Consider the following 13,872-nt stretch of genomic DNA (forward strand, 5'->3'; position numbering starts at 1 on the left):
CGTTGTTAGGACGCCTCAAATAGGCGTCCTATACCTCCGGCTTACCAATTTAGGGGAAACACTATGCCAACATTAAATACAACACCCCCTTCCCAGCTTTGGGCTAAACGTCTATTTATCGGATTACTTTATCTATTATCTTTTTACCTTGTTTTTACCATTTATCTGCAAGGTGAAATACTGTTTGCATTACTTGTTTTAGTCGTAGTAACGACAGGTATTTATATTTTCTCAAATCAATCGACCTACCGTTGGCGCTATGTTTACCCTGGTGTTTCTGCTATGGGGATTTTTGTGTTATTCCCGTTAATTTGTACTGTCGTTATCGCCTTTACAAATTATAGTGGCTCCAATCAACTTAACTTTGAACAAGTCGTCCGCCAATTACAAAATCAAACTTACGCTGCAGGTGATCATCTGAATTTCAAATTGCTGCAAACCAACGAAAATCAATATCAACTTGCATTAAGTAACCCTAATTCGCAAAAAAATTATCTTTCTGAACCGCTTGTATTAGATACCCTTCCTGCTGAATTGGCTGTAACTGAAGTAGAGCAACTCCCTAACATATCAGTTGCCCCTTTAAAAGCAATTACGCAAAACCGAACTAGATTACAGGTAATAAAAGTATTATTACCAAGCGAACAAATCGTTACGATGAGTTCTCTCCGCCAATTTGCTGAACAAAAAGCACGCTATACATTTGATGAACAAAATCAGATCTTAACAAATAATGAGAGTGGTGAACGCTATAAACCGAATGATGATATCGGCTTTTTCCAACCGATTGACGAACAGGGTAATTTTACAGGCAATCGATTAGAACCGGGTTATACCGTTTCAGTAGGTTGGCAGAATTTCATCAAAATCTTAACCGATGACGGTGTTCAAGAACCCTTTATTAAAATCTTTATTTGGACTGTCGTATTTGCCCTTTTAACCGTTGTTTTTACTACATTACTCGGGATGATTTTTGCTTCGCTCGTACAATGGGAAGCATTAAAAGGTAAAGCGATTTATCGTCTGTTATTAATTTTACCTTACGCCGTACCGGGCTTTATTTCAATCTTAGTTTTTAAAGGGTTATTTAACCAAAGTTTCGGTGAAATCAACCTCATTCTAAACCAATTATTCGGTATCCGTCCGGAATGGTTTAATGATCCGTTCTTAGCCAAAGCAATGTTACTGATTGTGAATACTTGGTTAGGTTATCCGTATATGATGATTGTTTGCATGGGCTTACTCAAAGCGATTCCGCACGATTTATATGAAGCTTCTGCGATTGATGGCGCAAGTGTATGGCAAAATTTCACGAAAATTACCATGCCATTGTTAATTAAACCGCTTATGCCGTTAATGATTGCCAGCTTCGCCTTTAACTTTAATAACTTTGTATTAATTCAGTTATTAACTAACGGTGGTCCAAATATGGTAGGCACAACAACACCGGCAGGACATACCGATTTACTGGTCAGTTATACTTATCGTATTGCTTTTGAAGGTAGCGGTACACAAGACTTTGGTTTAGCGGCTGCAATCGCTGTCATCATCTTCTTGCTAGTAAGCGGATTAGCATTATTCCAAATCAGAATGACGAAATTATCACAGGATTAATTGAAGTTGCTCCTTCTTCTCTCTGCACAGAAGGAGCAAAGAGGATATCAACTATGGCTATTGTTCAACCTAAATCAATGAAATTGCGTTTATTTTCCACTCACCTTTTTCTAATCTGTTTCTGCGCAATTATCTTATTCCCGATGCTGATGATTATCGGGATTTCATTGCGCCCCGGAAACTTAGCAATTGGTGAATTGATTCCAAGTGAAATTTCACTTGAACACTGGAAACTTGCCTTAGGTCTTAGCGTTACTCATGTGGACGGAAGTGTAACACCACCGCCATTCCCTGTTTTACTCTGGTTATGGAATTCAGTTAAAGTTGCAGGTATTACCGCTATGATCACTCTCGCTTTATCGACAACTGCTGCCTATGCCTTTGCTCGTTTATGTTTCACCGGTAAAAGTTTATTACTGAAATCAATGTTAATTTTCCAAATGTTTCCGGCTGTACTTTCATTAGTTGCATTGTATGCCTTATTTGATCGTCTAAGCGATTACATTCCATTCTTAGGGTTAAATACACATGGCGGGGTAATCTTTGCTTACTTAGGTGGTATCGCAATGCACGTTTGGACAATCAAAGGTTATTTTGAAACTATTGATAAATCGCTTGAAGAAGCGGCTGCGCTTGATGGAGCAAGTCCGTGGCAAACTTTCCGTTTAATTTTACTGCCGCTTTCCGTACCGATTTTAGCGGTTGTGTTTATCCTTTCCTTTATCTCAAGCATTATCGAAGTGCCAGTTGCCTCACTCTTATTACGAGATGTTGAAAACTACACGCTTGCAGTAGGTATGCAACAGTACTTACATCCGCAAAACTATCTTTGGGGTGACTTTGCCGCTGCCGCCATCTTGTCTGCGATTCCAATCACATTAGTATTCTTACTAGCACAACGTTGGTTAGTCGGCGGCTTAACCGCTGGTGGTGTAAAAGGATAAGTATCGGAGGAACTTCTCCGATTTGCAAAAAATAAGTAAAAAATAACCGCTTATGAGGCTATGCTCACTAAGCAAAAAAGGAAGATCACAATGAAATCGCTTCACCCATACCTTAATTCTTATTTCTCTGATGAATATGGCAGACGCCGTTATGCCAGCCAAGCGGTCTGTCGCAAAATTGCAAAGCGCTTAGGTTCTCCTAAAAGCAAGCCAGTTATCCCTCCTGTAAAAGTTACGACAGAAGGACAAGCGGTCTATATTCGATTAAATCTTGCAAATAGTAATAAAAATTTACAAGCATGCTGGCAACTTCACTTAGAAAGCGGTGAAATCCTTAGCGGTAAAGTGAAACGCAATGCGATCAATTTACCTAAAGATCTGCCTCTGGGCTATCATCAATTACAACTTGAAAGTGAACATCACTCACTAAATTGCCGTATTATTATTACGCCCAAAACCGCTTTCCAACCGAAAGAATTACAACAAAAACAAAAGTTATGGGGAGCAATTTTACAGCTCTATACGCTTCGTTCTGAACATAACTGGGGGATTGGCGATTTTAGTGATCTAAAAATATTCCTCACTCAGCTTGCAGCCAAGGGGGGAGATTTTGTCGGCTTAAATCCGATTCATGCCATTTTCCCTGCAAATCCGGAAAGTGCCAGCCCTTATAGCCCGTCTTCTCGTTTATGGCAAAACATTATTTATATTGATGTAACGGCAATTGATGCCTTCCAGCAGTCTGCCGAAGCACAAGCTTGGTTTCATTCCGCAGAAGTTCAACAACAACTTATTGAGGCAAGAGCAAAAGACTATGTAGATTATTCACAAGTGATGCGCTTAAAACTCGAAGGACTACGTTTAGCTTATGCCACTTTCGTTCAGCAAGACCAACAAGCTTTCGAACGCTTTATCAATGAATACGGCGAAAGCCTAAAAGTACAAGGTACATTTGATGCTCTACATTATTGGTTATCAAACCAATTTAGCGAGCAATGGGGCTGGAATTTCTGGGCGCAGGAATATCAAGACTATGCTTCAAATGCAGTACAAGCATTTCAAACAGAACACAGCCAATTAGTTCGGTTCTATATGTGGTTGCAATTTGTGGCTCAACAACAATTAAAAGCGTGTAATCAATTGGCAAAAACACTCAATATGCCTATTGGCTTCTACCGTGATTTAGCGGTAGGTGTTGCCGATAATGGAGCGGAAACTTGGGCGGATAAAGAGTTATTTGTGCTAGATGCCTCTGTCGGTGCACCACCGGATATTATGGCGCCAAACGGACAGAATTGGGGATTATCGCCAATGCATCCGGAAGTATTGCAAAGCCGAGGATACCAGCCGTTTATTGATTTATTACGTGCCAATATGAAAGATTGTGGTGCATTGCGTATCGACCATATTCTTGGTTTTGCACGTATGTGGTGGGTGGCAAAAGGCGATTCGGCTAAAAACGGCGCTTATGTGCGTTATCCACTAGAAGATTTATTAGCAATTCTTGCCTTAGAAAGCCAACGAAACCAATGTTTAATCATCGCAGAAGCGCTTGGTACCGTTCCGAAAGGCATGCTACAAAAATTAGAGAACAAAGGAATTCTTGCTTATAACATTTTCTACTTTGAATGGGATCAGCACGGCAGTAAGCCATTAACTAATTATCCATACCAAGCGATGACTACACTCAGTACGCATGATTTACCGACCGTACAAGGCTACTGGAAAGGCTACGACTTTGATTTAGGCGAAAAATTTGGTGTTTACCCAAGTGAAAAAGTGCTTAATATTCTGAAACAGAGTCGCCATTTCAATAAAGAAGCGATTAGACAAGCGGTCGAAAAAGTCCAAGATCTTGCAAAAGATAGCGAAGGCGTAAACCTACAATTTGTGCACCAATTACAACGCTATGTAGCGGATACCAATTCTGCCTTATTTGGCACCCAGCCGGAAGATTGGCTAAATATGCTCGAGCCGGTAAATATTCCCGGAACAAGTAATGAATATCCGAATTGGCGTAGAAAATTAAGCCATACAATTAATGAGATTTTTAACCACGAGCAAATCAATCAACTACTTGATGCTTTCGAACAAAAACGGAATAGATAACAAAATAGCCACAAATTATTGTGGCTATTTTTATAAATTATAACTTATTTAAAAAGGAGGACTTGGATAAAACTTTGAAGTTATTCACATTTATTACATAAACACCCACTTATCGTAACGAACTTAATTTACTTTATTCACGTATATCACTAAAATACAACGCCTTTTGGCGATTTGTAATATCCAAATTATTCAAACTTTTATAAGGTTACCTTTCTATGTTGTGGTTCTTCTTTTGTGTAGCAGTTCTCGTACTAGGCTACTTTATCTACGGGAAGATCATTGAGAAAATCTTCGTGATCAACCCGAAAAAAACAACACCGGCTTATGCGATGAACGACGGTGTTGACTATATGCCAATGTCAAAAACAAAAATTTGGCTCATTCAATTATTAAATATTGCCGGCACAGGCCCTATTTTTGGTCCAATCCTCGGCGCACTATATGGTCCGGTTGCAATGCTTTGGATCGTAATCGGTTGTATTTTTGCTGGTGCGGTACATGACTACTTCTGTGGTATGTTAAGTATTCGTAACGGTGGCGCAACAATGCCTGCCTTAGCAGGTAAATTCTTAGGTCGCCCGGTTAAAGTATTCATCAACGTGATGGCACTTGTTCTTCTTTTACTTGTTGGCGTGGTATTCGTAGCGAGTCCGGCACAATTAATGGCAACTATTACAATGGATGTCTTCGGTGCGACAGGCGGCACATTACAACTAAACGATGCGGAAGCGCTTCATCACGCGGTTGAAGCAGGCGGCTTAACGGTTTGGGGTATGGATAAAGCAACAGTTATCTCTGTTTGGACCTTAATCATCTTTGCTTACTATATCTTAGCAACCTTACTTCCGATTGATAAAATCATCGGCCGAATCTACCCATTCTTCGGTGCATTATTACTGTTTATGTCTGTAGGTATGGTTTACGGTTTAATCACTGCACACTTCAGTGCAACGGATCCAATTGAATTCTTCCGTACAATTAATGCAGACGGTCAAGGTTTGACGTGGGAAAAATTCACACAAAACTTCCAAGTGAAGGGTGATGTTCCGATTTGGCCTTTATTATTCTTAACAATTTCTTGTGGTGCGTTATCAGGCTTCCACGCGACACAAACGCCATTAATGGCTCGTTGTGCAGAAAATGAAAGCGAAGGTCGTTTTATTTTCTACGGTGCAATGATTACTGAAGGTGTTATCGCATTAGTATGGTGTATGGTGGGTCTTGCATTCTATGAAAACCCACAAGCGTTACAAGATGCAATTTCTGCCGGTTCTCCGTCTAAAGTGGTTTATGACAGCTCATTACACTTCTTAGGCTTTATCGGTGGTATTTTCGCCGTATTAGGTGTGGTTGTGTTACCAATTACCTCAGGTGATACTGCATTCCGTGCAGCTCGTTTACAATTAGCTGAACTTTTTAAAATTGATCAACGTTCATTAACTAAACGCTTAATGATTGCGATACCGCTATTTGCATTAGGCTTCGTGGTATCAAAAATTGACTTCAGTATCTTATGGCGTTATTTCACTTGGGCAAACCAAATGACAGCAATGGTAATGCTTTGGACTGCGGCGGCATATTTATATCGTTACAAAAAATCCCACTGGGTATGTTCAATCCCAGCATGGTTTATTACAACCGTATGCACAACCTACTTGTTCTATAACAAAATCGGCTTCGGTTTAGATTATCAACTTTCTGTTTACTTAGGTTTTGCAACAACTGCTGTTTGTATCGTATTGTTCTTCACAATGCTTAAACCACTAGGCGAACGTGATGAAGATGCTTATGTAACAAATTAATCCATTGATTGATATTTTAAAAGCGGGGATAATTTCCTCGCTTTTTTATTTTAACCATTCTTTTATATGCAATTCTTTGATACCCATACTCATCTGGATTATGTGGCAGAAAGCCTCAATCTTTCCGTTGATCAACTTGTTAAAAATGCCAAACATTCAAATGTCACTCGCGTTTTAGTTGTGTCTGTATTTGCAAAAAATTTCGCAAAAGTGACCGCTTGTGCCAAACAAATGCCTCATAATTTAGTTTATGGATTAGGGTTACATCCGCTTTATATTCAACAACACCAAACAGTTCATTTAGATTATTTAGAATCGTTATTAGCACAACAAGACCCACAATGTACTGCTATCGCAGAAATCGGTTTAGAAAGAGCGGTAGAAACGCTTTGTACCCCCGAATTTTGGCATAAGCAGTGTGAATATTTAGAGGCACAACTTGCTTTTGCCAAGCTGTTCAATTTGCCGGTAAATTTACATTCTCGGAAAAGTCATGACCAACTTTCGGTCTTTCTGAAAAAAGCCCAATTATCGCATACGGGAGTAATTCATGGGTTTGCCGGAAGTTATGACCAAGCAAAACGCTTTGTTGATTTAGGTTATAAAATCGGGGTAGGCGGCACAATCACCTATGCAAGAGCCAATAAAACTAGAGAGGCTATGCGTAAGCTGCCTTTAGAAAGTTTATTACTGGAAACAGACTCGCCCGATATGCCTGTTTGTGGCTTTCAAGGAAAACTAAACCGTCCGGAGCGATTGGCTGTGACTTTCCAATCTCTTTGTGAATTACGCCATGAATCGCCACAAGAAATTGCAGAGACCATCTGGCAAACCAGTGAGAAATTATTTTGGTATAAATAAAAAAGAGGGCAAAAATTTGCCCTCTTTTTCATACGATAACGGACCAATTAATATGAAATCGTCACGGTTTTCACGCCACAATTATTCTCTGCGACCTCTTGCTGAGACATAAACGGATAACGACATTGCATTTTTTGTTGGCGAATTTCATTATCCGACATAGGTACTTGCGCACCTACGCGTAATTCCTCAGGAGAGAAGTTACTTACTAACTTATCGTTCTCATAAGTACCATTAACATCTTGACGGCGCTTAGCTGATTTAGATTTTACGACTGAATGCTTCGTTTTATTCTCAACTTTCTTTTCATGAGATACTGCAACAAATGATTTTTTCGTAACGCTCTTTTCCGGCTTATGGCGTTTTTCAATAATTTTATTTGAGCCAGCAGTTTTATTGGTTTTCACTAATTCTGCTTTCTCTTCTTCTCCAAGATGAGTTATTGATTTATCTTTCTCGTGCTCTGCCTCAGCAACTTTCTCAGATTTATCAACTTTTTCCGAAGATATTTTACTTTCTTCGCTCCTCTGCTCCAAAGATTTTTCTCCTGTTTGAGGCTGTTTTTGCTCTACGGGCATTTGACTAGAATCAGCATCCTGCTTTTTCGGATCATCAAAACATCCAGCTAAGAGAAAACTTACCCCTAAAACGGCTAATAAGTTTTTCATTTTAAATTTCATTCCTAATAAGACAAAAAAAGGTAAGTAAACAAAAGGTTTACTTACCTCATATATTATTATAATTAGCGCATAGTTACAAATTCTTCCGATCCTGTTGGATGAATAGCCACAGTGTTATCAAAATCAGCTTTTGTTGCTCCCATTTTAATCGCTACTGCAAATCCTTGGATCATTTCATCAACCCCAAAACCAATGCCATGTAAGCCGACAATTTTCTCTTCTTGACCGACACAAACTAGCTTCATTCGGCAAGGTTGACGATGTTGTGTAACTGCCGTGTACATTGCCGTAAATGAAGATTTATACACTTTCACATTCTCGGCACCGAATTTTTCAATTGCTTGAGGCTCAGTTAAGCCGACCGTGCCAATAGGTGGATGGCTAAATACAACCGTTGGCACTAAATTATAATCCAAATGTTCATTCGGTTTATTGTTAAATAAACGTTCAGATAAACGACGACCTGCAGCCACTGCTACCGGTGTTAATTCAATACCGCCTTCAATAATATCTCCAACCGCATAAATATTCGGCACATTGGTGTTTTGGAATTTATCTACGATAATCTGACCTTTAGCGTTGGTTTTCACACCTACTGCATCAAGATTGATTTGATCGCACGCCGGCTCACGACCGATTGCCCAAATTAAGCAATCCACGGTTGTTTCTCTGCCATCCGCTAATTTTAATACTAGCGAACCGTCCGCATTCTTACTTACTTCTTGCGGAATCGCTTGAGTATGTAGCGTGATACCGTCTTGCGCTAATACTTCCACTAACGTTTCAACAATCAGAGGATCTTGATTACGTAACGGAGCGTGTTGACGTACAAATAAATGCGTTTCAGAACCTAAGCTGTTTAATACACCGGCAATTTCAACCGCAATATAACCGGCACCGACTACCGCAACACGTTTCGGTAATTCACGTAATGCAAAGAACCCATCAGAATCAATACCGTACTCCGCGCCCTTAACCGCCGGAATCGACGGACGACCGCCGGTTGCGATTAAAATATGCTCCGCAGTAATTTGTTCTGTACTGCCGTCTGCATAAGTGACTTCCACTGTTTTGCTATCAACAAATTTAGCAAAGCCGTTAAACACATCAACATTATTTTTAGCTAAGACATTGTTGTATGAGGTATGAATACGAGAAATATAGGCTTCACGACTTTCGATTAATTTCGCAAAATCGAAATTATTCAGCGTGACATCAAAACCGTAATCAGGCGCATAGCTGTTAATTGCTTCTGCGATATGCGCACCGTAAAACATCACTTTTTTAGGCACACAGCCCACATTCACACAAGTACCGCCGAGATATTTCGCTTCAATGATCGCACATTTTTTACCATAACTTGCCGCACGATTGATTGAAGCGATACCACCGCTACCACCACCAATGGCTAAATAGTCATAATGTTTTGTCATAATCTTCCCTACTATAAATAAAATAAAAGCGGTTTAATTCTAACCGCTTTTTGTAAAAATGCATTAAATTATTGTGATAGGCCTAATGCTGCTTTGAACTGACTGCCGATGATCCAGATGATCATCCACATGAAGTTTTGACACGAATGTTTCATAACCGCCGACAATTACCATAATTAATAAATTAGCAATCATCACCACGTCAATCAGGTTTAATACCGTTAACATAATCGTATTTTCATCCATTACCCCAATGTTCACGATTAAGCTATAAAGTAATTTCATAAACTTATAAGCATAAATGCCTTGCACGACAATTAAGTCTAAATAAATTGGCTAATTGCAGCTAACGGCTTGCAAAAATAATTTTATTCAAAATTGAATTATTCACAGGTTGCATACTTCCTCAATATAAGCAATCAATAAAAAAGAGGACTAATTTTAATAACTTTTTGCAAAAGTTTTAACAAAAAAGACCGCTTGTTTAACAAATATTACAATTATTTTTTAAAGCCTTTCCCATTATTCCAAGAAACCGTATATTCCAAAGGTAAACGGCTACTTGGTAGTGCTGCCGTTGCCGCCTTACCAATCGCTAATAACATCACCGGCAAATAGCGCTCGGCATCTACCTCAAGTGCTTCCAATACGGCAGGACGATCAAATACTCCAATCGCATGAGTATCATAGCCTTTATCTTTAGCAATCAGCATAAACTGCATAGCGGCTAAACTCGTGTCGGTGATCACTTGATCACGAATATCTTGTTCGCTCGAAGCATTATGTACACCGAGCAGAAAATCCAATGAACGTTGTTTAAATTGCGGGTGTAAACAACCTGTCTCAATCGAACGTTCCAAAATATCATCCAGTAACAACTGATATTGTAAATCCGCTAGTACTAAAATCACTACTGAAGCCGTTTCACATGGCGGTGCATTAAATGCAACAGAACCTAGTAATTTATTTTTTTGCACAGCATCGTCCACCACTACAAAGCGCCATGGTTGTAAATTCGCTTTAGAGGGCGCAAGCTGTGTCAGTACTAACATTTCTTCCAGCTCTTGGCGCTCAATCTTCACATTAGGATTAAAAACTTTGATGGTTTTGCGCTGTTCAATAACATTCTTGAGTTCCATTTTTCATTCCTTCTACAAATTATTTTTATCAGTGTACGTTTAGCTAAAATAAAGAGAAATAGTCTAAATGAGGTATTTAAAGCTTTTTATGAACTAGATCAAAAACCAAACAAGCGGTTAAATTTGCAAATTTTTTCGCAAATTTAACCGCTTGTTCAGCTAGAAGACCGCTCGCAACAGTCCTGTGGCGATAATTGAAATGATCACCGTTGGAAATAAAGAAAATTTCATCATTGCCAAGCAAGTCAGGATTACAGCAATCGTATTGGCAATATCGCCAGACATAATAGTCGGAGCAATAACGGATATTAAAACACAGCCTGGAACAGCTTCCATCACTTGCTCCGTCGTGCGACTTAACTTTCTATTTCGTAACACTAGAAAACCAAGGATGCGAGTAAGATAAGTCGAGAATGCCATTAAAATAATCGTAAAGAAAACGCTTGATGCCATTATTTATCCTCCCTTGATGCAAAGAAATAGGCGGATAAAATCCCCGACAATGCTCCTGCCAACACATACCAAGCACCCTCAACCGTATGGAAAACCAATCCCGCTACCAATAGACTGACAAACCATGGTCGAGCAAATGAAAATGACTTCCACATTCCTTTTAACATTACTAAAAAGATGGCGGTAAAAGACATATCGAAACCGTATTTTTCCAGATCATCGACAAAAGGTCTGATATAAGCGCCTAACATACTGGAACTCACCCACATGATATAAAGGCTGATTGCCGTTCCCATATAATAGGGAATACTAATTGCTTTTTGCGGGCGTTTCTGCGCATCGGCTAAATTCATCGCCCATACTTCGTCCGTCATAAAAAAGAGCAAACCGAGCGATTTCAAACGACCGATATTTTTCATATAAAGAGATAATGCAGCCCCCATAATAATATGGCGACTATTAATCAGCGTTGAAACAGCAACGATAACGCTGATGGCAAGCGGATGAGTCCAAAGATTCACGGCGGCAAATTCCGAACCACCGGCAAAATTCAAACCGGTTAACAACCCGATTTCATAAAACGGCATACCTTTTTGTGAAGCTTGAGCACCAAGCACAAGCCCTAATGGAATAAAGCCAAGAGTCATCGGAGAGACTTCCTTTACTCCGCGTAAAAATTCATGATGTTGCATAAGTGATTTTTTATTTTATTAATTTATGAAAGTAGGCTATTCAGCCCAAGCTTCTGATGTAAGTTGCTTGCCAAAATGGCTTTCAATTAAACGGGCGGTAATCGCACTTTGTGGGTTTAACAGGAGGTCTTTGGTTTTGCCGTACTCTACCACTTCCCCTTCGTGCATGACCATTAGTTTATCAGCGATATGTTTAATTAAACCTAAATTCTGTCCGACATAGATAATTGAAATGCCAAGACGCTCTTGAAGAGTAAGCATCAGATTGGTTAATTGTGTTCTCACCGAAAAATCTAATGTACTTAGCGTATCGTCTGCAATCAGGATTTCAGGCTCTAAGATCAGCGCCCGAGCCAAAGCAATACGTTGTTTCTGGCTGCTTGAGGTGTCTTTAATATGAATTAAGGCGTGTTCCGGATACATTCCGACTAATCTTAGGATATGAAAGATACGTTCATTACGTTCGGCTTCACTGAGATCTGTTGCCAAACGTAGCGGTATATCTAAGATTTGCCCAATGTTATAGTTAGGATCAAAGGCGTAATTCGGGTCTTGGAACATCATTCGAATATGACGAGTACGGAATTGGTAATCACCGAATTTTAATTTTTTGCCACGAAATAGCATATTTCCAGAAGTCGGTTTCGTTAAGCCGACAATCATTTTTGATAAAGTCGATTTTCCTGCACCATTTTCACCAATAATCGCCAGCGTCTCACGCTTATTTAAACTAAAAGAGACTTCTTTTACCGCATAAAAATCTTGCTTGCGAAATAAACTTATTCGGTCAGTAAAACGTTTACTGAGATTTTGAATTTCTAATAATGCCATAACAGTAATAGATAATAGAAAAAAGATAATTTGAACGAATAATTATTGATTATCCTTTTTCAATTATCAATGAAAAAGACCGCCGATAAGCGGTCTTTTTTGGTTAACTTTTTACAATCTGAAATTATAAAACGTTTACACAGTTTAAATCTTCGAAAGATTGTTCTAAGCGTTTAGACATAGATTCTTCCATTTTACGTAACCAAACACGTGGATCGTAGTATTTTTTGTTTGGAGAATCTGGACCTTCTGGGTTACCTAATTGACCTTGTAAGTATGCTTCGTTCGCTTTGTAGAATTGAAGAATACCGTCCCAAGATGCCCATTGCGTATCTGTATCAATGTTCATTTTGATCGCACCGTAGCTGATCGCTTCACGGATTTCTTCACGTGATGAACCTGAACCGCCGTGGAATACGAAGTCGATTGATTTCGCAGGAAGGTTACGTTCTTTAGAAACGAATTCTTGTGATGCGCCTAAGATTGAAGGCTTTAATTTTACGTTACCCGGTTTGTAAACACCGTGTACGTTACCGAATGCCGCAGCAACAGTGAAACGTGAGCTTACTGGGTTTAATTGGTCGTAAACGTATAAAACGTCTTCAGGTTGAGTATATAATTTAGACTCTTCAACATCTGAGTTATCTACACCATCTTCTTCACCACCGGTAATACCGATTTCGATTTCAAGTGTCATACCCATTTTGTCCATACGAGCTAAGTACTCACGGCAGATTGCCATGTTTTCTTCCATTGGCTCTTCTGAAAGATCGATCATGTGAGAAGAGAATAAAGGTTTACCTGTTTCTGCAAAGTGTTTTTCACCTGCATCTAATAAACCGTCAATCCATGGAAGTAATTTTTTCGCAGCGTGATCAGTATGAAGAATTACCGGTACACCGTACTCTTCTGCTAATGCATGAACGTGTTTCGCACCTGCGATTGCACCTAAAACATCTGCACGAGCACCTGATGCTGGTTTGATACCTTTACCTGCATAGAATTGTGCGCCACCGTTAGAGAACTGAACAATAACAGGTGCTTTAACACGCGCAGCCGTTTCTAATACTGCATTTACAGAGTCAGAACCTACACAGTTTACTGCCGGAATTGCAAAGTTGTTTGCTTTAGCATAAGCGAATACTTTTTGAACGTCATCGCCTGTTACTACACCCGGTTTTACGATGTCTAATAATGCCATTTTTAAGTTTCCTATAGTGTTTGATAGATTTGGTAGGACGCAAAGCATTGCGTCCTTCTTAAATTTTGTAACGGACACGAAATTTCATGTCCCTACAAGCGGTCGAATTT

The 13,872-nt window shown here is 39.4% G+C and carries 12 protein-coding genes and 1 pseudogene; 5 read left to right on the forward strand and 8 right to left on the reverse strand.

Annotated features, from left to right (window positions below; translation table 11 throughout):
• The first annotated feature begins 63 nt into the window (after positions 1–63).
• The 5 genes from malF (at position 64) to C228_RS0103700 (ending at position 7,333) form a co-directional block, all read left to right on the forward strand.
• On the forward strand, positions 64–1,614 hold the full coding sequence (malF, locus tag C228_RS0103680) for a maltose ABC transporter permease MalF (RefSeq protein ID WP_018651348.1): 1,551 nt from the start codon (positions 64–66) through the stop codon (positions 1,612–1,614).
• Positions 1,615–1,667: 53 nt separating this feature from the next.
• Positions 1,668–2,558 carry a maltose ABC transporter permease MalG gene (gene malG, locus C228_RS0103685; protein ID WP_018651349.1) on the forward strand — a complete coding sequence of 297 codons (891 nt, stop codon included), beginning with the start codon at positions 1,668–1,670 and terminating at the stop codon, positions 2,556–2,558.
• Positions 2,559–2,618: 60 nt separating this feature from the next.
• A complete protein-coding gene (gene malQ / locus C228_RS0103690) occupies positions 2,619–4,667 on the forward strand; it encodes a 4-alpha-glucanotransferase (protein WP_281109861.1) in 2,049 nt (682 codons plus the stop codon).
• A gap of 218 nt (positions 4,668–4,885) precedes the next feature.
• Positions 4,886–6,472 (forward strand): carbon starvation CstA family protein, encoded by a 1,587-nt coding sequence (locus tag C228_RS0103695; protein ID WP_018651351.1) that lies wholly within the window; start codon positions 4,886–4,888, stop codon positions 6,470–6,472.
• Between the two features lie 66 nt (positions 6,473–6,538).
• A complete protein-coding gene (locus C228_RS0103700; protein ID WP_018651352.1) occupies positions 6,539–7,333 on the forward strand; it encodes a TatD family hydrolase in 795 nt (264 codons plus the stop codon).
• Positions 7,334–7,380: 47 nt separating this feature from the next.
• On the opposite strand, the gene C228_RS0103705 is transcribed toward C228_RS0103700, so the two are convergent.
• From C228_RS0103705 to fbaA, 8 genes and pseudogenes are all read right to left on the reverse strand, one after another.
• Positions 7,381–8,001: a hypothetical protein gene (locus tag C228_RS0103705; protein WP_018651353.1), complete on the reverse strand. Its 621-nt coding sequence runs from the start codon at positions 7,999–8,001 to the stop codon at positions 7,381–7,383.
• 74 nt (positions 8,002–8,075) lie between these two features.
• Positions 8,076–9,446: a glutathione-disulfide reductase gene (gene gorA, locus C228_RS0103710; RefSeq protein ID WP_018651354.1), complete on the reverse strand. Its 1,371-nt coding sequence runs from the start codon at positions 9,444–9,446 to the stop codon at positions 8,076–8,078.
• A 111-nt stretch (positions 9,447–9,557) separates the two neighbouring features.
• A pseudogene (locus C228_RS13265) lies at positions 9,558–9,792 on the reverse strand (YqhA family protein); the annotation flags it as partial.
• 154 nt (positions 9,793–9,946) lie between these two features.
• The gene (locus C228_RS0103720) at positions 9,947–10,585 is read right to left on the reverse strand and encodes a nitroreductase family protein (RefSeq protein WP_018651356.1); all 639 of its coding nucleotides are present in this window, start codon (positions 10,583–10,585) and stop codon (positions 9,947–9,949) included.
• A gap of 159 nt (positions 10,586–10,744) precedes the next feature.
• Positions 10,745–11,038 carry an AzlD family protein gene (locus C228_RS0103725; protein WP_018651357.1) on the reverse strand — a complete coding sequence of 98 codons (294 nt, stop codon included), beginning with the start codon at positions 11,036–11,038 and terminating at the stop codon, positions 10,745–10,747.
• The gene (locus C228_RS0103730) at positions 11,038–11,685 is read right to left on the reverse strand and encodes an AzlC family ABC transporter permease (RefSeq protein WP_018651358.1); all 648 of its coding nucleotides are present in this window, start codon (positions 11,683–11,685) and stop codon (positions 11,038–11,040) included. The genes C228_RS0103725 and C228_RS0103730 overlap by 1 nt, the downstream gene beginning before the upstream one ends.
• A gap of 81 nt (positions 11,686–11,766) precedes the next feature.
• Positions 11,767–12,561 (reverse strand): peptide ABC transporter ATP-binding protein, encoded by a 795-nt coding sequence (locus tag C228_RS0103735; RefSeq protein WP_018651359.1) that lies wholly within the window; start codon positions 12,559–12,561, stop codon positions 11,767–11,769.
• Between the two features lie 124 nt (positions 12,562–12,685).
• Positions 12,686–13,762, reverse strand: coding sequence for a class II fructose-bisphosphate aldolase (gene fbaA / locus C228_RS0103740; protein WP_018651360.1), 1,077 nt, complete (start codon positions 13,760–13,762; stop codon positions 12,686–12,688).
• Between the last annotated feature and the right edge of the window lie 110 nt (positions 13,763–13,872).

It is taken from the genome of Actinobacillus capsulatus DSM 19761 (assembly GCF_000374285.1).
GTDB lineage: Bacteria > Pseudomonadota > Gammaproteobacteria > Enterobacterales > Pasteurellaceae > Actinobacillus > Actinobacillus capsulatus.